This is a genomic window from Acinetobacter sp. AOR34_HL, assembly GCF_027854795.1.
GTDB classification, from domain to species: Bacteria; Pseudomonadota; Gammaproteobacteria; order Pseudomonadales; family Moraxellaceae; genus Acinetobacter; species Acinetobacter junii.
The window spans coordinates 21,452-41,018 of the sequence record NZ_JAKTID010000006.1 but is presented as its reverse complement, the minus strand read 5'-3'; the positions used below and the strand labels follow the sequence as shown (position 1 = coordinate 41,018).

17 protein-coding genes are annotated in these 19,567 nt (G+C 37.8%); 9 read left to right on the top strand and 8 right to left on the bottom strand.

Annotated features, from left to right (window positions below; all coding sequences use genetic code 11):
* The first annotated feature begins 13 nt into the window (after nt 1-13).
* Nucleotides 14-325, top strand: coding sequence for a DUF3817 domain-containing protein (locus MKL32_RS00745; protein WP_004908508.1), 312 nt, complete (start codon nt 14-16; stop codon nt 323-325).
* A 68-nt stretch (nt 326-393) separates the two neighbouring features.
* On the opposite strand, the gene MKL32_RS00740 is transcribed toward MKL32_RS00745, so the two are convergent.
* From MKL32_RS00740 to MKL32_RS00725, 4 genes are all read right to left on the bottom strand, one after another.
* Nucleotides 394-1,242, bottom strand: coding sequence for an SPFH domain-containing protein (locus MKL32_RS00740; RefSeq protein WP_004908506.1), 849 nt, complete (start codon nt 1,240-1,242; stop codon nt 394-396).
* Between the two features lie 18 nt (nt 1,243-1,260).
* Nucleotides 1,261-1,722 carry an NfeD family protein gene (locus tag MKL32_RS00735; protein ID WP_270900058.1) on the bottom strand — a complete coding sequence of 154 codons (462 nt, stop codon included), beginning with the start codon at nt 1,720-1,722 and terminating at the stop codon, nt 1,261-1,263.
* Nucleotides 1,723-1,828: 106 nt separating this feature from the next.
* Complete coding sequence (locus MKL32_RS00730) at nt 1,829-2,746, bottom strand: patatin-like phospholipase family protein (protein ID WP_005402178.1); 918 nt, start codon at nt 2,744-2,746, stop codon at nt 1,829-1,831.
* Nucleotides 2,747-2,808: 62 nt separating this feature from the next.
* The gene (locus tag MKL32_RS00725; RefSeq protein ID WP_004908496.1) at nt 2,809-3,435 is read right to left on the bottom strand and encodes a lysophospholipid acyltransferase family protein; all 627 of its coding nucleotides are present in this window, start codon (nt 3,433-3,435) and stop codon (nt 2,809-2,811) included.
* 144 nt (nt 3,436-3,579) lie between these two features.
* On the opposite strand from MKL32_RS00725, the gene MKL32_RS00720 reads away from it, so the two are divergent.
* The 5 genes from MKL32_RS00720 (at nt 3,580) to MKL32_RS00700 (ending at nt 10,216) form a co-directional block, all read left to right on the top strand.
* Nucleotides 3,580-4,839 (top strand): MFS transporter, encoded by a 1,260-nt coding sequence (locus tag MKL32_RS00720; protein ID WP_270900057.1) that lies wholly within the window; start codon nt 3,580-3,582, stop codon nt 4,837-4,839.
* A 312-nt stretch (nt 4,840-5,151) separates the two neighbouring features.
* On the top strand, nt 5,152-6,282 hold the full coding sequence (locus MKL32_RS00715) for a porin (RefSeq protein WP_151814116.1): 1,131 nt from the start codon (nt 5,152-5,154) through the stop codon (nt 6,280-6,282).
* 265 nt (nt 6,283-6,547) lie between these two features.
* Nucleotides 6,548-8,185, top strand: a complete 1,638-nt coding sequence (locus MKL32_RS00710; RefSeq protein ID WP_270900056.1) for a phosphoethanolamine transferase — start codon at nt 6,548-6,550, stop codon at nt 8,183-8,185.
* Between the two features lie 13 nt (nt 8,186-8,198).
* The gene (locus MKL32_RS00705; protein WP_004950703.1) at nt 8,199-8,876 is read left to right on the top strand and encodes a DNA-binding response regulator PmrA; all 678 of its coding nucleotides are present in this window, start codon (nt 8,199-8,201) and stop codon (nt 8,874-8,876) included.
* 5 nt (nt 8,877-8,881) lie between these two features.
* Nucleotides 8,882-10,216 carry a sensor histidine kinase gene (locus MKL32_RS00700; RefSeq protein ID WP_125298508.1) on the top strand — a complete coding sequence of 445 codons (1,335 nt, stop codon included), beginning with the start codon at nt 8,882-8,884 and terminating at the stop codon, nt 10,214-10,216.
* 11 nt (nt 10,217-10,227) lie between these two features.
* Here MKL32_RS00700 and MKL32_RS00695 read toward each other — a convergent pair whose 3' ends face one another.
* From MKL32_RS00695 to MKL32_RS00685, 3 genes are all read right to left on the bottom strand, one after another.
* Complete coding sequence (locus MKL32_RS00695) at nt 10,228-11,034, bottom strand: serine/threonine protein kinase (protein ID WP_270900055.1); 807 nt, start codon at nt 11,032-11,034, stop codon at nt 10,228-10,230.
* Nucleotides 11,035-11,080: 46 nt separating this feature from the next.
* Nucleotides 11,081-11,797 (bottom strand): phosphatase PAP2 family protein, encoded by a 717-nt coding sequence (locus MKL32_RS00690; RefSeq protein ID WP_199955600.1) that lies wholly within the window; start codon nt 11,795-11,797, stop codon nt 11,081-11,083.
* A gap of 115 nt (nt 11,798-11,912) precedes the next feature.
* Nucleotides 11,913-13,100 carry an ammonium transporter gene (locus MKL32_RS00685; protein ID WP_042893565.1) on the bottom strand — a complete coding sequence of 396 codons (1,188 nt, stop codon included), beginning with the start codon at nt 13,098-13,100 and terminating at the stop codon, nt 11,913-11,915.
* Between the two features lie 371 nt (nt 13,101-13,471).
* Between MKL32_RS00685 and MKL32_RS00680 the strand changes: the two genes are divergently transcribed.
* The 3 genes from MKL32_RS00680 to drt2 all read left to right on the top strand — a co-directional run bounded on the left by MKL32_RS00680 (nt 13,472) and on the right by drt2 (nt 16,329).
* Entirely contained in the window at nt 13,472-14,512 is a 1,041-nt protein-coding gene (locus MKL32_RS00680) for a molecular chaperone DnaJ (RefSeq protein WP_270900054.1), read from the top strand.
* A gap of 459 nt (nt 14,513-14,971) precedes the next feature.
* Nucleotides 14,972-15,208, top strand: a complete 237-nt coding sequence (locus MKL32_RS00675) for a hypothetical protein (protein ID WP_270900053.1) — start codon at nt 14,972-14,974, stop codon at nt 15,206-15,208.
* 17 nt (nt 15,209-15,225) lie between these two features.
* Nucleotides 15,226-16,329: an antiviral reverse transcriptase Drt2 gene (gene drt2 / locus MKL32_RS00670; protein WP_270900052.1), complete on the top strand. Its 1,104-nt coding sequence runs from the start codon at nt 15,226-15,228 to the stop codon at nt 16,327-16,329.
* A 43-nt stretch (nt 16,330-16,372) separates the two neighbouring features.
* Here the strand turns inward: drt2 and MKL32_RS00665 are convergent, their stop codons facing one another.
* Nucleotides 16,373-19,270 (bottom strand): valine--tRNA ligase, encoded by a 2,898-nt coding sequence (locus tag MKL32_RS00665; RefSeq protein WP_270900051.1) that lies wholly within the window; start codon nt 19,268-19,270, stop codon nt 16,373-16,375.
* Nucleotides 19,271-19,567 lie beyond the last annotated feature (297 nt).

Sequence of the window (19,567 nt, the reverse complement as noted above, 5' to 3'; positions counted from 1 at the left end):
TTTGGGGAAGTATATGAACGTACAAGCTTTACGGTTTGTGGGAACGCTTGAAGGCATTTCATTTTTATTATTGCTCGGCGTTGCCATGCCGATTAAGTATATTTGGGGAAATCCTGTTTTTGTCAAATATATTGGGATGGGGCATGGTGTTTTATTTGTACTATTCCTTGTGATGCTTTTAGTTGTTTGCCATCGAATGAAATGGTCTCTGTCGATCTTTAATTTGGGCTTGATTGCTGCCATTTTACCATTTGGCCCTTTTATCTTTGATCGTAAAGTTAAGCAATTAGCCGAAAAAGATCATTCAGCGTTGATCGCAGAGTAAGATGTACTCAAGCACAAAAAAAGCCATGATGATCATGGCTTTTTTTGCAAATAAAACGTTAAAAACAATTAACGTCCCATAAGACCACGAATTGTATTTAAAACATCGGCTGGTAAAACCACTGTTTTTGCATTATTCGATTTCGCCATATCTTGCATAGCTTTTACATATTGTTCGCCCAATAGGTAAGCAACAGGAATTTCTTTGTCGCCAACAGCATTGGTCACCATATTAATTGCTTTCTCTGATGCTTCTGCAAGAACAACTTGAGCTTCTGCATCACGACGAGAGGCTTCGAGACGTCCTTCAGCTTCCAAAATCGCTGCTTGTTTTTCACCATCAGCTTTAGTAACAGTTGCACGACGCTGACGTTCAGCTGCGGCCTGTGCTTCCATTGCAGATTGCATCGTATGTGATGGTTGAATATCTTGAATTTCTACAGTTTTAAGTGTAATCCCCCAATCAGAAATATCATCAGAAATGGCAGCCTTTAATTTCGCTTTGATATGATCACGTGATGACAAGGCATCATCCAAATCCATTTCACCTACGATCGAGCGCAGAGAAGTTTGTACAAGATTTTGAATCGCCCAAGTATAGTTTTCGATACCATACACGGCTTTTTCAGGTGTGGTCAGATTGATATAAGCAACGGCATTCATCACTAACACTGCGTTATCACGTGTGATCACTTCTTGTGATGGAATATCTAACACAATATCTTTCGTCGTGATTTTATATGCAACTTCATCTACATATGGAATCACAAAATTGAGACCTGGATTCAACGTGGTATGGTATTTACCAAGACGTTGAACAATCCATTTATAACCTTGGGGAACAATTCGAACCCCTTTAAAAATGGTTATACCAACAAAAGCGAAGAGCGCTAAAACAACAATAGTACCGACAGACATTAGAAACCCTCTTTATGTTTATGAAGTGCTATGCGGTTGAACAACTAAATCATTACCCATGATATCAATAACACGAACACGATCTCCGACTTTTACAGGAGCTGTGCTTCGACAGTTCCACTCATCAGAGCCGAGTACAGGCATAGGAAAACGCACCACGATTTGACTGTGATCCAGTCCAGTTTGGATGACCATCCCCACTTGACCAATGGTTGCTTCACGGGATAAGCCCGCTTTGGTCTTATCAATTGAGAGTGGTTTTATAAATTTAAACCAAAGAATCGTACATAAAATCGATAAAATCCCCCAAGTGATCACTTGAGTGGTAAAGCCCATCATTGGGAAAAGCCAAAGTAAAATAGACACCATCACTGCTGCTATACCAAACCATAGTGCAGCAAATGCAGGTAATACTAATTCTGAAAGAATTAACAAAATACCTAATACCAACCAGTGCCAAGGCTCAACTACAAATTCCATAGATTTGCTCGTATCGTTAAACGGTAAATAGAGGTGAAAAAATATTCACCTCTAGCACTGTAACAGATGATTATCTTTATGAATATATAAAGATAATGAATGTGTTTTAGAATTTTGGTCGAGGGGCAGGTTTAAATGCTGCAGGGGATTTTTTGAAGTTAGTAATTGCAGCTCGGATCGCTGTGATCTTGGCTTGAGCCGCTTTTTCACCTTCTAAGATAGCTTGGTTACTTGATTTTAGATCGAGTACACCGAGATGACCGACTTTCGGCTGAATCACGACAGTAGCTTGATTAAGTTCTTCGTTAATACTTTGCTGACCCATGATATTAATCGTCTGATCTAGTAATCCCCACATATTCATGGGTTTATCACCTGTAGGACGCGCAGAAATATCAACCGCGATTACGATATCAGCACCCATATCTTTCGCTGTTTTTACAGGAATAGGGCTGACTAAACCACCGTCGACATATTTGGTACCACCGATGACCGTTGGCACAAAGACATTTGGAATACTACATGATGCACGTACAGCTTGACCTGCATTGCCTTTAATAAATTCAGCTTTCTTGCCGTTGTCTAAACGAGTTGCTACAGCAGCAAAACGTATTGGGAATTTCTCAATCGGTTTGTTGGCAACTTGACTGTTGACATAATTCTGAAGTTTTTGCCCCATGATAAAACCTTGGCTATTTAAGGTGAGATCACGGATGTCAGACTCTTGTAGTTTTAATGCAAGACTTTGCATCTGATAAGGCGTTTGCCCACTTGCATAAATGCTACCAACAAAGCTGCCAGCACTGGTGCCGGTCACAATTTTAGCTTTAATGCCATGTGACTCAAGGACTTTGATGACGCCAATATGTGAAAAGCCTTTAGCACCGCCACCGCCTAATGCTAGAGCAATCACGGGCTCACGTGCTTTTAAGGTTGAAGTTGGTGGCGTTTTTTTTGCAACTTGATCACAACCAAATAATGTCAAGCTAACAAGTGCTAAACAGGAGAGTTGAGCAATTTTCATATTAAAAGGAGATAAAATCGACGAAAAGATGGGCACATCTCAGCAGATTTGCCCTCGATTTTCTAGTTTTTTTTCACAAGTTTTTGTAATGGCTCTGCTAACCAATTTGGATTTTTGGGAGAAAAATGTCCTTGGTAAAAACCCATAATTTTTTCAAGATCTTGTTGATAATGACCTGTTGGCGTAAAGGCACCTAAGCAGTAAATCGTTTTGTGGTCATAATCAAAAGAAAACATCACAATCGGAATACCTGCTGCATGTGCAATATGGTAGAAACCACTTTTCATTTTTTCGGCTTTTTTACGCGTACCTTCAGGTGCCATTCCGACCCAGATTCGATCGCACTTTTGAATTTCCGCAACGACCTGTTCAGTCAAACCATTGGTACTGTCACGATGCACAGGGATTAATCCCGCCCAGTTGAGAAGGGGCTTAAATGGAGGCTTAAATAGTGTATCTTTGCCTAGAACCGTAATCTTGAGCCCCAAACCGCCAATCGCAAGAAAACCGTACCACCCATCAATATTAGACGTATGTGGTGAGATAATAGCGACTGCTTTGGGTAAGTTTGGAATTTCACCAACCACTTTCCAACCTTGACTTAGAAAGAGTTTCTTACACAATGCACGGCTGTAACTGGTTCCTCTTTGTGGTACTAGAGGCGGTAATTCAGGAAAATGTTGTGACATAGGTTCAGAAAAATAATGACAACTTTAATCATCTTAAACTCTCACTATCTGCATCGCATTGGCAAAAAATGAGATTTTATTGTGGTGGTTTTGAGAGGATTAGATAGTTGAACTTGCAAAGAAATACTTTAGGAACAGCCTTACATGCCTAATCTTCGTCAAATCTATTTATTGCTATTTTCGTTGTATTGGGCACAAGGTTTACCTGTCGGTTTTATGACACATGCTTTACCTGTGATTTTAAGATCTCAAGGTGTATCTCTGGCACATATTGGCGGTTTTGGATTATTGATGTTGCCGTGGTCGATCAAAATCTTTTGGGCTGCATATGTTGATCGTTATGCAATCTCGAATTTAGGTCACTATCGCAGTTGGATTATTCCTACTCAATTCGCTAGTGTCATTATTTTGGTGATATTGTCCTTTTTTCCAATTCATGCACTTGATCAACCTCTGTATTTATTAATCTTCTTTACTTTGCTGTTATGTTTAAATCTTACAGGTGCGACACAAGATATTGCGACGGATGCTTTAGCTGTTAATTTACTTAAAAATGATCAATTACACTGGGGTAATACCTTTCAAGTGATTGGTTCTAGGTTAGGGTTTATCATCGGTGGTGGTGTCGTACTTTGGTGCTTGGATTGGTTATATTGGCAAAAAACATTTTTATTGTTGGCGGTTTTAGTATTCCTGAATACCATTTCTATTTTATTTCATAAAGAACCTGAACGAATTAAATCGATAAATTCAAATAATAGCTCAAATCATTCAAAAATTGATGTGATTAAAAAATATCTTCATTATTTTAGCTCGTCTCCACAGTTAAAAGCATGGTTGCTAGTATTAATCACTTTTAAGATTGTTGATGGATTGACAGGGCCTATATTAAAACCACTTGCTGTTGATTTAGGTTTAACTTTTTCTCAAATTGGACTTTATATTACAATTTTAGGTGCAGTAGCTGCATTGTTAGGCGCAGCAATTGCAGGGGGGGTGTTGAAATATCTGTCTAAGGCATATGCCTTGATTATATTTTCTATGTTAAAAATTCTAAGTCTATTTTTCTATGTTTATTTGGGTTATGTATTTGAACATAATAAAAAAATTGATTCTTCTATAATATATGTAATCAATGCCTTTGAGGACGCATGTTCCGCGATGTTGTTGGTAGTCATGCTCAGCTTAATTATGAGTTACAGCCGTAAACACTTTGCGGGAACTGACTTTACTTTGCAGGTTTCAATTATGGCGACAGTCAGTGGTGTATTATATTTACTAAGTGGATTACTTGGTGATTTGCTTGGATATTACAATTATTTGTCTGTAATTTTTCTAATATCATTCATTTGTTTGCTACCAGTTTTTAATTGGAAGAAATATGTAAATATTAATCAAGGTTGATTACAAATTTATAAACCATAGATATTAAACTGTAAAATTTTAATGTGAGAATCTACGGCTTTTCGATAAATGTATATCTTCATTCAATTGTTTTTTAGCTCTATTTCTTGAGTTTGAAATATGATGGGTAATATTGTAAATCACTGACTAATAAATATTTTTTGGTATGGATATAATAAAAAAGATAAGGTGTTAGTCTCGGCTAAAAATTAAACTTTAGTCGAAAATGGAATAAATAAATAAGATTTTAATCGTTTTGTCATATAAAGTTAATGTGTAGGATTTGTTACAAATTTAACTAGGATGGCAAAAATGAAAATCAAAATTGTAACAGCAGCAGTATTAGGTTTACTTGCAACCTCTACTTTTGCAGCACCAACAATCTACGGTGAAATCGACGCGAGTGTTGATTATTTACCAGAAAAAAATGCGACAAAATCAAACAAAGATGTTTGGGAAATTAGTTCGAACAGCACCTTTATCGGATTCAAAGGTGATGAGAAATTAACAGAGCGTTTAAGTGCTGTTTATGCTGCTGAATGGGGATTCAGTGCAGATGGTGACAGCAGTGATTGGACTCAACGTAACCGTTTTGTTGGCTTAAAAGACAGCAAGTTGGGTACAGTCAAAATCGGTAAACATGACACACCAGTCAAGCAACTCTCTAGTGTTGTAGATACCTTCAACAACTATGTTGCTAACAAAGCAGATGTAACAGGGATTTTTACTGGCGAAAACCGTATTGATAATGTAGTGATCTATGAGTCACCTGCAGTCAAAGTTCTTGATGGTGCATTTAAATTTAATGCTTTACTGGCAACAGGTGAGGCGACTGGGATTAAGCAAAGCAGTGGTGGTGCCAAAGTTGAAGGTCAAGGTTTAGGTGATGCTTGGTCAGCTTCGGTAACTTATGAAAACCCACTTTTTGTTGCGGGTCTTGGTTATGACAAAGCGATCCCAAGTACGTTCTTAGGTAAAGGTATTTTAAATGCATCTGATCCTGAAATTGCAGGTGGATCTGTGTTTGCTGCTGCAAATACAGTTCGTGCGATTGGTCGATTAAATCCAATTGATGGTTTAGCGCTTAAAGCACTTTATCAAAGTTCAGAAGTTGAAGAAACTTCTTATGCTGATGCGGGTGATGCTACTAAATGGGCTGCAAAAGCTAAAAATATTGATGATGCACAAGGTTGGTTAGTTGGTGCTGAATATAACATTCCACAGTCTAAAAACTGGACAGTGAAAGCTCAATACAGCCAAAACGATACCAGTTTCAAAGACAACAGTGCTGACTTCAAAGCTAAACAAGTCATCGCAGGTGCGGATTATGCATTTAGTAAGCAAGTAAAAACTTATGGTTATGCTGGCTATTTAACGCTTGAGCAAGCGGACAAAAAAGACAAGCAACCTGTAGGTGGTCTAGGTTTAGAATTCAAATTCTAAACCATGTAATTCTAAAAACACCCATAAGGTTCTTATTGGGTGTTTTTTTATTGGCTCAAATGACATTTATTTTAAATATAATATATGGTTTTTAATAATGATTATTGTTAACTCTAATTAATTCTTATCTATATGATAAATATTGTTATTTTTATAAGTTAAATTCTGCGTTTTTTGCATGAGTCATGTTGCTTTAAGTGATTTTTAAGTTTCAGCTTCTATCTTTGTCGCATACAAAATTATCTCTTCGATTGTGACGATGATTATGCTGCTGAAAAAACTAAGGGCAAAGCCTATTTCGCTACTCACGTTTAACCTATTGCTTTCAATTTGGTTAGGACTTTTCTTAAATTTTGCCTTTTATGAAAAGCTTCAGTCGCTTACACCTTATACAGGTATTAAAGCAGGGTTGTTCGTAGCCGCTTCAGCTGTAGTTGTTATCTCAGCGTATTTCTTTCTTTTTCAACTTTTGAACTGGAAATGGACAGCGAAGCCTGTTGCAATCGCAATGGTATTTATTGGTGGATTTGCTTCATATGCTGTCAGCACATTAGGGGTGTTAATCACTTCTGATCAGATTCAGAATTTGATGCAAACAGATATCGCTGAAGCAAGAGATACGTGGTCCATACATTTGGTCACTTGGACACTGGGCATGACCGTATTACCGATTATTGCCATATTGATCGTAAAACTGAAATCTGAACCGATCTTGAAACAGTTGTTGAAGAAGGTCATGGCGACGATCGTATCACTAGCGATGGTGGGTGGGTTGTTGTTCGTATTTTACGTGGATTTTGCAGCAATCTTTCGTGAAAATCGTGATTTAAAAGGGATGATCTCTCCACAAAATATGATCGCTTCTTTTGTATCTTATTATAAAAAGAAAGCGCCTAAAGAAAATTTACCGTTGGTCACTTATGGGACTGATGCAAAACTTGGAAAAGACAATACTACTCGTCCGAAATTGATGGTTTTAGTGGTAGGTGAGACGGCTCGTGCTGAAAACTTTTCTTTAAATGGTTATGCGAAAAATACTAACCCGAAATTATCAAAACAAGAACTTATTAACTTCTCTCAAGTAAGTTCATGTGGTACAGCAACGGCGGTTTCAGTGCCCTGTATGTTCTCTGGTATGCCTCGTAAAGATTATGATGAAGGGCTTGCTAGTCATCGAGAAGGTTTACTTGATATCGCACAACGTGCTGGCTATAAAGTCACTTGGATTGATAATAACTCTGGATGCAAGGGGGCTTGTGACCGAGTTGAGCAGTTTAAAATACCTGAACCTATCCAGCAGAAATGGTGTGAAGAAAGTGAATGTTTTGACGATCTTTTAATTGATAGTTTGAAAACATATATCGCAACTATTCCTAAAAATGACACGCAACCTCGATTGATCGTTTTACATCAAATGGGTAGTCATGGACCTGCGTATTACAAACGTGTTCCGCCACAGTTCAAAGTCTTTAAACCAACTTGTGATACCAATGCCATCCAAGGATGTAGTCAAGATGCACTGATTAATAGTTATGACAATACCTTGTTGTACACTGACTATGTGTTAGATTCATTGATTGAAACATTAAAAAATACAACGCAGTATGAGACAGGTTTGTGGTATTTATCAGATCATGGTGAATCAACAGGTGAAAGTGGTATGTATCTTCATGGCGCACCATATGCGATTGCACCAAGTCAGCAAACACATGTACCGATGTTGATGTGGTTCTCTGATGCGTGGAAGCAACAAGCCAATCGTCAAGTACAGTGTTTAACACAGCAAAAAACTAAAGCATTAAGCCAAGACAATTTATTCCCAACTTTATTGAGCTTGCTGAATGTCAAAACGAAAGTAATTGAGCCACAAAATGACATGCTGTCTGCATGTTCAAATTCCTAAGAATGAGGAAATCATGACTAAAATCTTGATGATCGAAGATGACTTTATGATCGCAGAGTCAACCTTGACTTTACTGCGCTATCATCAGTTTGAAGTAGAGTGGGTCAATAATGGTGTGGATGGTTTAACGATGTTGACCAAACAACCATTTGACTTAGTACTGCTAGATCTAGGATTGCCTCTGATGGATGGGATGCAAATCTTAAGACAGATTCGTCAGCGATCTTCTATACCTGTTTTAATTATCTCAGCGCGTGATCAACTCCAAAATCGAGTGGATGGACTGAATCAAGGTGCTGACGATTATTTGATTAAGCCTTATGAATTCGACGAATTACTCGCACGTATTCATGCTTTGTTACGACGTGGCGGTGCTGAGAATGCACAATATAAACAACAAACTCAATTGCTCAAAAGTGGTGATTTAGTTCTAGATGTGGAACAACATTTAGCGACCTTTAAAGGGCAGCAGATTGAATTATCCAATCGTGAGTGGGCGATTTTGATTCCATTAGTCAGTCATCCCAACAAGATTTTTTCTAAAGCAAATCTAGAAGATAAGTTGTATGATTTTGACAGTGAAGTCACGAGTAATACCATCGAAGTCTATGTCCATCATTTACGAGCAAAGTTGGGTAAAGACTTTATTCGTACTATTCGTGGATTGGGCTATAGATTAGGACAAGCATAATTATTATGAAGTTATCCAAGCAATATTCCCTCAAGAAAAGATTAATCTGGGGGACATCAGTTTTCAGTTTATTGCTTGGATGTTTATTGATTTTCACCGCTTATAAGATCGCTTTGCATGAAGTTGATGAGATCCTCGATACGCAAATGCAATATATGGCTGAACGGTCTACTACTCAGCCTTTAACCACCATCACCAGTAAAATCGAATTGCATCGGACTTATCACGAGGAAGATTTACTGGTCGATATTTGGGCGTACAAAGATCAAAGTCACTTATGGCATCAAACGCATCTATTGATTCCACCAGTGAAGCAAGCTGGTTTTTATACGCAAGAAACACCACAAGGAAAATGGCGTGTTTATGTCATTCCGTTAAAAGATTATCAAATTCAGGTTAGCCAACAAGAGCAGGTACGCAAGAACTTCGCTTGGGAGTTGGCAGGCAGTATGTTTGTGCCATATGTGTTGTTACTGCCTTTCGCAATTATTATCTTAGCATTCATTATTAGTCTCAGTTTAAGACCTTTAGAAGACTTCAAGGCTGAATTGCGCAGTCGAGATTCGGATGGTTTAGCACCGATTGATAGCCAAGATTATCCGCAAGAGTTGATTCCAACCATTGAAGAAATGAATCATTTGTTTGGACGAATCCAACAGGCACAAGCTGAACAAAAGCAATTTATTGCAGATGCTGCACATGAACTCAGAACACCTGTAACGGCATTAAATCTACAAACCAAGATTTTAATGAGTCAATTCCCTGAACACGAAGCCTTAATTAATCTAAGTAAAGGATTGGCGAGGATTCAGCATCTGGTGACGCAATTACTGGCATTGGCTAAACAAGATGTAGGTTTAAATTTGATAGAGCCAAATACGGAGTTTCGTTTGAATGATGTTGCACTTAATTGCGTCGAGCAATTGGTCAACTTAGCCATGCAAAAAGAAATAGATTTGGGTTTTGAGCGTAATGATGTGATTGAAATGAATAGTTTGGAGTCAACGATTCATTCGATTATTTTTAACTTGATCGACAATGCGATTAAGTATACGCCTAATCAAGGCATCATTAATATTTCAGTCTATAGTGACCAAGACAATTTTGCATGTGTGCAAATTGAAGACAGTGGTGTTGGCATCGACCCTGAAAACTACGATAAAGTATTAAAACGTTTCTATCGTGTGCATCACCACTTAGAAGTGGGCAGCGGCTTAGGGCTTTCCATCGTTGATAAAGCTATTCAACGTTTAGGCGGTACGCTGCAACTGTCTCGTAGTATTGATTTGGGGGGCTTATCTGTTTTAGTGCGCTTACCTAAAATCTTAAATCATCACTAAGTCACTTTGATTTAAGCATCGCTTTCTGCATGCTCTCGAAGATAACGAAGAAACAACACACATTTTTGGATGCGTTTACCATCATTGCCAACGCGGTTTACGTTGAGTCTGAGCACCCAGTTTAAGCGTTTTCCAACTTTACAAATGTCTTTATACACTTGTGGTTCAGCGAGTAGAGCTTGGTAAAGGATATAGCTTGCATCATTAAGCTGTTCAAATTCGAAATGATAGGCCGTCGAGAAAATATATAAAATCCAATCACGGACAAAACAATCGTGCAAGCTGAGCACGGATGCAGGATCAGTTTCGAAATCAATAAAACTAAAATGTCTTTCTTGATCGACTAAAATATTACGTGCAAAAGCTTCGCTTAAATAACCACCTTGCAAATGAACATATTGAACGGCTTGAATCGCTTGGGTAAATAAAGTGGTTTTAGCTGCTAAATCATCTTTGCAGTATGCAAGTGCTTGGTCTAATTGTTTAACTTTACTTTGATGTTGAGCGCCAATATCTTCCAGTAAAATCCCTTTGTCAGAATGAGCAAGCACATTAGGTGTTGATACACCAAGTTGTTTGAGCTGTTGAATACGCTGATATTCACATCGAATCGCCGCCGCGCCACCTTGATTCGGGACAGGCATAATGGCACCAAGATTGAAAATCTTGGCAAGCCATTTCAATGGCGTATATAACCATAGACCATGACGTTCAGATGCTTTTTTTAACCATACTTTACCAGTATCGAGCTTATAAGCCTGAATAGATGCTTGTTGGGTTTTTAAGGTATTGTCTAAAAAAGTCTGAAAGTCATCCATTCGCAGCAAACTATAATTAGGTGATTGTATAAGGGTGTTTGAGTAATCACTTTACCACATCAGGCAAAACTTTCGGAGTATCAATTATGTTCGAGCGTATGAGATGGCGTTGGTAGGTTAAAGCATAGACAACAAGATTGATTGCAAAACAGATCCACGCTGTCCATAAATTATGGCTGAGAAAATGAGCACCACGCATCATCTGTGCCCATCCCATCGCAAAACCAAGTAGGATACCTGCAAATAAATAAAACCATGCTCGTTTTTGTTCATCGAGTCGATAGACAAAATAACCTGTTACCAGTGCAAAGCCTGTACTAGCATGTCCACCAGGAAAACAATGTCCTGCTGTAGCAGAAAAATCCCATGTGAAGCCTGTGGTTGTTGCAGTCGTCATCGCCCAAGGACAAGCATGAGCAGCATTTGCTTTGATTAGCCCGATCACACAAGTACATAACATGCTGACCCAAAACATATAGCCATATTTCCAGCGGTTTGCTTTGAGTTTTTCAACTTTGAAAGAGGCTATCCATAAGAAGAAGAAACTAATGTAGACCAGCGTTAAAACCTTTTTGACATAGGTGTGATTGAGTTTTGCTAGATACCAATCGCCTTTTAGCGCAAAATCACCAAATGTACCCACCCAAGGCTGGATTAAGTACATATCTATGCTGCCCCCTACAGGAAAGACCCACCACAAAATAAAAAAACTGATTAAAAGCAAGAAACTTGTCAGTAGAAAAAATGGCGTTTTAATAATCATAGGATTAAACGTCGAAAAGTAAACAATCTATGATTTATTAAACTGTTTTAATCTTAAACAGCTCTTAAAATTGACATAAAAAAAGCGGCGTTTCCGCCGCATAAAACAATAAAACTTAAAACATTGATTCTTCAGAATTCGCTGAAATCTTATGAATCGAAAGGTCAGCACCACGATACTCATCCTCTTGAGACAAACGGATGCCCATAGTGACTTTCAAAATACCATATATGACAAAACCACCTACCAATGCGATAGCAACACCTAAGCCAGTTCCGATGATTTGAGAAATAATCGATACTCCACCTAAACCGCCAAGCGCTTGCTGACCAAAGATACCTGCTGCAATACCACCAAAAGCACCACAGACACCATGTAATGGCCAAACCCCCAAGACATCATCAACTTTGAGTTTGTTTTGCGTGTAAGTAAATAGATACACGAACATGCCACCAGCAGCTCCACCAATAACCAATGCACCAATAGGATGCACGATGTCAGAGCCAGCACAGATCGCTACTAAACCAGCTAAAGGACCATTGTGCAAGAAGCCTGGGTCATTTTTACCCATAAAGTTTGCTGCCAAAGTACCACCAACCATCGCCATTAATGAGTTGATCGCAACTAAGCCAGAGATAGCATCAACACGTTGAGCACTCATTACGTTGAAGCCAAACCAACCTACGATCAGAATCCATGAACCCAAAGCTAGGAATGGAATAGATGAAGGAGGGTGAGCACTTACACGACCGTCATTTTTATAACGACCATTACGCGCACCTAACAAGATCACCGCAGCTAAGGCAATCCATCCACCCATTGCGTGTACAACTACAGAACCAGCGAAATCATGGAAAGTTGCACCAAAAGAGCTTTCAAGCCATTTTTGGAAACCATAGTTACCATTCCAAATCATCCCCTCAAAGAACGGGTAGATCAGGGCAACTAAAAGTAAAGTTGCGATCGCTTGTGAACGCATTTTGGCACGTTCAGCAATTCCCCCAGAGACAATCGCTGGAATAGCAGCAGCAAAGGTCAATAAGAAGAAGCAACGCATCAGGTTATAACCATGATCAGCAGCTAAAACTTCGCCTGCATGAAAAAAGTTTTGTCCGTAGGCAATCCAATAACCAACAAAGAAGTAGGCAATTGCGGAAATTGCAAAGTCAGTCAGAATTTTACTGAGTGCATTGACTTGGTTTTTGTGACGAACGGTGCCTAGCTCTAAAAATGCAAAGCCTGCGTGCATTGCCAAAACCAGTACTGCACCGAGCAGTAAGAAAAATAGATCTACGTTTTGCATAGTGGTGCTCAAAAAAAGTGCTAAATTTTATTTTGGTGCAAGTATTTGATTCGTTTTTTGCACCAAAATAGATTTAGTAAATCTAAAAACTAGAGCAATCTTAAAAATGCTCATTTCTCTGTATTTTGATAAGCAAAAAACGCACCAATTTAGAAATTAAATTGTAATTTTGATGAAAAGTGGTGCATTTTGATTAAAAATAGCACAGAAATTTAAAGGTGTAGACCTAAATAGCAGCATTTTAGCGGATGTTATTTGTTTAATTGATTTTAGTGTGGAGGCGTTATACTTGCTAATCATCATGCAAAAGACAAGCTGCTACTTTCCAATAGTGATTGTTGCTACAATTTTTATTTTTCAGGTGGATGAATATGTCCTTTGATCTCAAAGTTAGTTTCAAACAAAGGTCTGAACCATCTGCACAGCAGAAAAAACTCAATCTATTAATTGCTCAAATTGAACAGCAAAAAATCAGTCTCGCCACATGGAAAAATGCACAAGACGAGATTCAACAGCATACCCGACAGAAGCTCATGCCAGTCTACCGTGAACTACACGAGGTATTGTTTCTACAATTAGAGCAACTTTGGCACTTGTTGCAATCGCATACATTTTCCAAAACCGACTTACAACAACTCGATGAAAAAATCGCACAACTTGCCCGTATGTTGAAACGCTCACAAATGTTGAATGAAGAACAGCTCACTCTTGTGCAGCAGATCGACACCGTTTATCAGCAACATACTCAACAATCTGTTAAAAAGCTTAAAAAAGTACAGTCAGAAAATTTCGAGTATCAAGCATCCTCTGAGCAGAGCATCGAGCAACATGCAGAACAAAGGAGTGAACAAGAAGACGACTTTGAGCAATATGCGGCAGAACAACAACAAGCAAGAGAAAAAGCCAAACAGCTACGACAGCAACAAAAACGTGAACAAGCTGAGCAACTAGCAGCACAGTCACTTAAAACGGTGTATTTAAAAATAGCTGCCATGATTCATCCTGACCGTGAGCAAGATGAAACTAAGAAAGCAGAAAAAACCGAATTGTTCCAACAAGCCAGTCAGGCTTATGAACAGCAGGATTTGTTTTATTTGTTGAAACTCCAGTTAGAGCTTGAACAGAATAAGGGTGTAGGGTCTAAAGAGTTATCTACGGAGCAAGTGAAGTTTTATAAACTGGCTTTGGATGCACAAAGTCAGCAGCTTGAAAGTCAAATCGAAGAAATTTTAGATTCTTTTCAGTTAGCAAAGAAAGTTAAAGCCGAGCATCTGCATATCAGCGATGTGTATAAAGCCATAGATATGGATTTTGCTGAGTTAAAGCAGCAGTTGAAATGGGAAAAAGAACGTTTAAAGCATATGAAAAAGGTGAGTGGGGTGGAGATGTTGTTAGTGCATGGGGTTTTATAGGTTTAAAAAACTTTTAATTCATAAAAAACACCTTCTATTAAATTTTAATGCCTGTTTGAGGTAATTTTTCTCTAAAATTATAAATATTCAAAAGATAAATTATTTTATTGAGTAGTCTTATTTATTTTGTATAATACTTTTGCTTTCAAGAGTTTCATTTAATTGCTTGAGAGGAAATGGATGTAAATATAAATCTTAACAAATCTATCAATATTGAAAGATTTGTCCAGATTTCTATGGTGGATTGTTCAATACAGCACATCAATATGTGAAGTATCGTACTAACTATGGGTATATTTATCATACTATCATAACTCCTTCTATATGTTTTAGCTGCACTGAAAAGGAGGGGGAATTAATTGTTTTGGTATTTAATTTCTCGGTAGACTTTAGGGGGGATTCTTTTTTTAGAGAAAACAGATAGCAGCGACTCTAACCCCCTGAAGTTGGCAATATTCAATGAAAAATATAGATTTAGATTTTTTTAAAAAAAGAAATAAAACAAGAAACTACTTACATTTTGATAAAAAAGTTAATAATTCAATAGTCTTTGACTACGTAAAGGATGTTAGAAATATAGAAAAACATGCTTTTCTTCCGACAATTAGTTATGTCCTGAATGAAAATAAAATTTATAGAAAAAACTCTAAAAAAATAAAATTACAAAAAATGATTTCAAAGGTAAAGAAAGATTAATTAACTTTCCATGCCATATGGATGGTAATATATATGCCTACTATTCTAAAATTTTAGAAAATCATTATGAGAGGTTTTTAACTGAAAAAGGTTTGGAAAATTCAGTTATTGCTTTTCGAAAAATAAGTAAAATTGATTTTAGAGGTAAGAAATTTTCTCTATGCAATATACATTTTGCAAAAGAAGTTTTTGAAACTATAGATGTTAAGAAGAATTGTACAGTCTTATGTTTTGATATTTCAGGTTTCTTTGACAATTTGGATCATGATATATTGAAAGAAAATTGGTGTAATTTAATTGGTTCTGATTGTCTACCATTAGATCACTTTAAGGTGTATAAATCTTTAACAGAGTTTTCATATGTAGAAAAAAAAGCTCTTTATAAAAAGTTGGATCTATCCTTAAACTCTAGAAGATTACATAAAAGATTAGAAAGACTTTGTGATATTAAAACATTTAGAGAGAAAGTGAGAGCTGAGGGATTAATTCATGTCAATAAAACTAAAAAAGGTATTCCTCAGGGTTCCCCATTAAGTGGGATGCTTTCTAATATTTACATGATGAACTTTGATGCTTTAATTTTAAGTTTGATGAGGGAAGTGAATGGTAATTATTTTAGATATTGTGATGATATGATATTTATCTTTGATAACTCTAATGATAGTACTTTAAATACAGTCTTAAAAATTTTTTTCGAAATTGAAAAAATTAATCTGAAGCTTAATCATAAAAAGACTCAAAAAATTACTTTCAAGGATGGTGTTGTTGAGAAAACAAACTCTAGAGGTTTTAATTTTCCTGAAAAATTGCAATATTTAGGGGTCTTATATGATGGGGAAAATGTATTTTTAAGAGAAACGGGGTTGTCAAAGTTCCATTATAAGCTAAGAAAAGCTATTCGTATGAGAAGTGCTCATTATCGGAAGTTAGAGAGGACGAATAAACATAATAATCATGATATTTATATGAGAACCTTATTTACAAGATTTACATATATTGGCTCTAGAAACTATGTGAGCTATGTATATCGAGTAGCTAACGAGTTTGGTTCAAAAAATATCAAAAGACAGATTAAAGGACATTTTAATATCTTTAATAACTACTTAGATCAGAAAAAATAAAAAAACCCCTCATTCGAGGGGATTTTTTTAATCAAAATACAGCTTACAGCGCAGCAATTTGCTCCATACTTGCTTTAATTTTACTTAACTGATCAGCAAATTCAGCCAATTTCACTTTTTCACCTTCAACAACCGCTGCTGGTGCTTTAGCAACAAAACCTTCATTTGAAAGTTTATTGGCAATTTGATCATGTTGCTTTTGAACCTTATCCAAGTCCTTCTGCAAACGACCCAATTCCGCTTTAGGATCAATCAAGCCTTTCATTGGTACAAATACAGATGCATGGCTTACAACGCTAGAGCATGAAAGTGGTGGCTCTTGCTCATTGGTCAAGAACTCAATGCTTTCAACTTTTGCGAGTGCTTTGAATAACGCTTCGATACGGATGATTTGTTCACGTTCAGCATCAGAAATATTCTTGAGCAATACAGGTAATAAACGTGCATTACCTAAGCCCATTTCACCACGGATGTTACGCACCGCACCGATCAAACCTTGTAACCACTGCATATCTGCTTCAGCTTGATCATTGATCTTCGCTTGTTCAGGAACTGGGTATTGTGCAGTCATAATCGTTGCACCACCTTTGCCTAACATTGGCGCAAGGGTCTGCCAGATTTCTTCTGTCAAATACGGCATTAACGGATGAGCCAAACGTAAAGATGCTTCCATCACGGCAAGTAGTACGCGACGAACCTCAGCTTTACGCTCCTCAGATACATTCGCATCATTCAGAACAGGCTTAGTCAACTCAACGTACCAGTCACAGTATTCATTCCAAATAAAGTCATAGATTGCTTGTGCTGCAAGGTCTAAACGATATGTTGCAAATGCTTGATGTACCGCAGCTTCTGCTTTTTGCAAACGGCTGATGATCCACTGTTCTGGAAGTTCCCAAAGATCAGGGCGTGCTTCTTGACCAACAGTTTGACCTTCAACATTCATCAGAACGAAACGAGTTGCGTTCCAAATCTTGTTACAGAAGTTACGGTAGCCTTCAACACGTTTTAAGTCGAACTTGATGTCACGACCTGTGTTTGCAAGCGCACAGAAGGTGAAACGTACTGCGTCCGTACCATAAGCATTGATGCCCTCTGGGAATTCTTTACGAGTTGATTTCTCAATCTTCGCAGCATCTTTTGGATTCATTAAGCCCGTTGTACGTTTCGCAACTAGGCTTTCTAAATCAATACCGTCGATCAAATCTAATGGATCAAGGACGTTACCCTTAGACTTCGACATTTTCTGACCTTCACCATCACGTACTAAGCCGTGAACGTAAACCGTCTTGAATGGAACTTGTGATGAACCATCTTCATTCTTCATGAAGTGCATGGTCATCATGATCATACGTGCAACCCAGAAGAAGATAATGTCAAAACCAGTCACCAACACATCTGTTGGATGGAAGGTTTTAAGGAAATCATTCGCTGCATCTTTTTGTGCGTCGCCAGTCCAACCTAAAGTTGAGAATGTCCACAGCGCAGATGAGAACCATGTGTCCAAAACATCTTCGTCTTGTTTAAGTTCTACATCAGCAGCGATGTTGTTCTTGCTACGAACTTCTTCTTCGTTGCGACCCACGTAAATGTTGCCTTCTGCATCATACCAAGCAGGGATACGGTGACCCCACCAGAGTTGACGAGAGATACACCAATCTTGAATATCACGCATCCAAGACATATACATGTTGGTGTATTGCTCAGGAACAAATTTGATACGACCATCTTGAACTGCTTCAATTGCAGGCTCAGCAAGTGGTGCAATTTTCACATACCATTGGTCTGTCAATAATGGTTCAACGATCACACCTGAACGGTCACCGCGTGGTGCTTTTAAATCATAAGGTTGAATTTGATCTAACCAGCCTTCAGCCTCAGCTTGTTCAACCAATTTCTTACGTGCTGCAAAACGCTCTAAACCGATATAGTCAGCAGGCGCAGGAAGTAGTTGTGAAATTTGCTCACCCGCTCTAGCGATGTATTCAAACTCAGCCAAAACCTCTGCATTTTTGTTGAAGATATTGATAATCGCTAGACCACAACGTTTACCTACTTCATAGTCATTGAAGTCATGCGCAGGTGTGATTTTTACACAGCCTGTACCGAAGTCTTTTTCAACGTATTCATCTGCAACAACTGGAACTAAACGACCTGTGATCGGTAGAACAATGTTTTTACCGATAAGGTGTGCATAGCGTTCATCTTCAGGATGTACTGCAACTGCTGTATCGCCCAATAATGTTTCAGGACGTGTCGTTGCAACCACAAGGTAGTCATTACCATCTTTGGTTTTAAGCGATTTGTCTTCAAAGAAATATTTAAAGTGCCACAACGAGCCTTTTTCTTCTTTGCTTTCAACTTCAAGATCAGACAGGGCAGTTTGTAGTTTTGGATCCCAATTCACCAAACGCTTACCACGATAGATCAAACCATCTTCGTGAAGTTTAACAAACACTTCTTTTACAGCATTGGATAAACCTTCATCCATCGTGAAGCGTTCACGTGACCAATCGACTGATGAGCCTAAACGACGGATTTGACGTGTAATTGTTCCGCCTGATTGTTCTTTCCATTCCCAAACTTTGTCGATGAACTTTTCACGACCTAAGTCATGACGGTTAATCCCTTGTAGACCAAGTTGACGCTCCACAACCATCTGCGTTGCAATTCCCGCATGGTCGGTTCCAGGTTGCCATAAGGTATTTTTACCCATCATACGGTTATAACGAGTCAGTGCATCCATGATGGCATTGTTAAAGCCATGACCCATGTGCAAGCTACCCGTAACGTTTGGTGGTGGAATCATGATACAGAATGATTCACCTTGACCTGATGGTTTGAAATAACCGTTTTGTTCCCAGATTTGATACCACTTCTTTTCGATCTCGGTTGGATCGTAAGTTGTTGCGATATTTTGAGCAGATTGAGCGTCAGTCATAGTACAGAAGATTAAAATTGAATAAAAAATTAGATCTATTGTAGCAAAAAAATGATGAATATTTTCATCAAAAAAAGTCGATGAAAACAGTTGGTTTTTTTCTTGAAAAAGTTAGATTTATGTATGTTACATCACACAATTAAAAATGTTTAAGCATAAAACAACGATATAAAAATATTAAAACTTAAAAAAGGACGGTTACGATGAGTTATTCAATTCTATTAAAAATTAATGAAGCAACACACGGTCAACCATTTTTGGCATTTATGCATGTTGATCGTGAATAGAATGTGGTAA

Bases quoted from the DNA above. Each gene is read 5' to 3' on its own strand.
- MKL32_RS00720 (WP_270900057.1), top strand. From the start codon at position 3,580: ATGCCTAATCTTCGTCAAATCTATTTATTGCTATTTTCGTTGTATTGG.
- MKL32_RS00735 (WP_270900058.1), bottom strand. From the start codon at position 1,722: ATGGAATTTGTAGTTGAGCCTTGGCACTGGTTGGTATTAGGTATTTTG.
- MKL32_RS00680 (WP_270900054.1), top strand. From the start codon at position 13,472: ATGTCCTTTGATCTCAAAGTTAGTTTCAAACAAAGGTCTGAACCATCT.
- MKL32_RS00745 (WP_004908508.1), top strand. From the start codon at position 14: ATGAACGTACAAGCTTTACGGTTTGTGGGAACGCTTGAAGGCATTTCA.
- MKL32_RS00700 (WP_125298508.1), top strand. From the start codon at position 8,882: ATGAAGTTATCCAAGCAATATTCCCTCAAGAAAAGATTAATCTGGGGG.
- MKL32_RS00665 (WP_270900051.1), bottom strand. From the start codon at position 19,270: ATGACTGACGCTCAATCTGCTCAAAATATCGCAACAACTTACGATCCA.
- MKL32_RS00740 (WP_004908506.1), bottom strand. From the start codon at position 1,242: ATGTCTGTCGGTACTATTGTTGTTTTAGCGCTCTTCGCTTTTGTTGGT.
- MKL32_RS00730 (WP_005402178.1), bottom strand. From the start codon at position 2,746: ATGAAAATTGCTCAACTCTCCTGTTTAGCACTTGTTAGCTTGACATTA.
- MKL32_RS00695 (WP_270900055.1), bottom strand. From the start codon at position 11,034: ATGGATGACTTTCAGACTTTTTTAGACAATACCTTAAAAACCCAACAA.
- MKL32_RS00725 (WP_004908496.1), bottom strand. From the start codon at position 3,435: ATGTCACAACATTTTCCTGAATTACCGCCTCTAGTACCACAAAGAGGA.
- MKL32_RS00685 (WP_042893565.1), bottom strand. From the start codon at position 13,100: ATGCAAAACGTAGATCTATTTTTCTTACTGCTCGGTGCAGTACTGGTT.
- MKL32_RS00705 (WP_004950703.1), top strand. From the start codon at position 8,199: ATGACTAAAATCTTGATGATCGAAGATGACTTTATGATCGCAGAGTCA.
- drt2 (WP_270900052.1), top strand. From the start codon at position 15,226: ATGGATGGTAATATATATGCCTACTATTCTAAAATTTTAGAAAATCAT.
- MKL32_RS00690 (WP_199955600.1), bottom strand. From the start codon at position 11,797: ATGATTATTAAAACGCCATTTTTTCTACTGACAAGTTTCTTGCTTTTA.
- MKL32_RS00710 (WP_270900056.1), top strand. From the start codon at position 6,548: ATGCTGCTGAAAAAACTAAGGGCAAAGCCTATTTCGCTACTCACGTTT.
- MKL32_RS00675 (WP_270900053.1), top strand. From the start codon at position 14,972: ATGAAAAATATAGATTTAGATTTTTTTAAAAAAAGAAATAAAACAAGA.
- MKL32_RS00715 (WP_151814116.1), top strand. From the start codon at position 5,152: ATGAAAATCAAAATTGTAACAGCAGCAGTATTAGGTTTACTTGCAACC.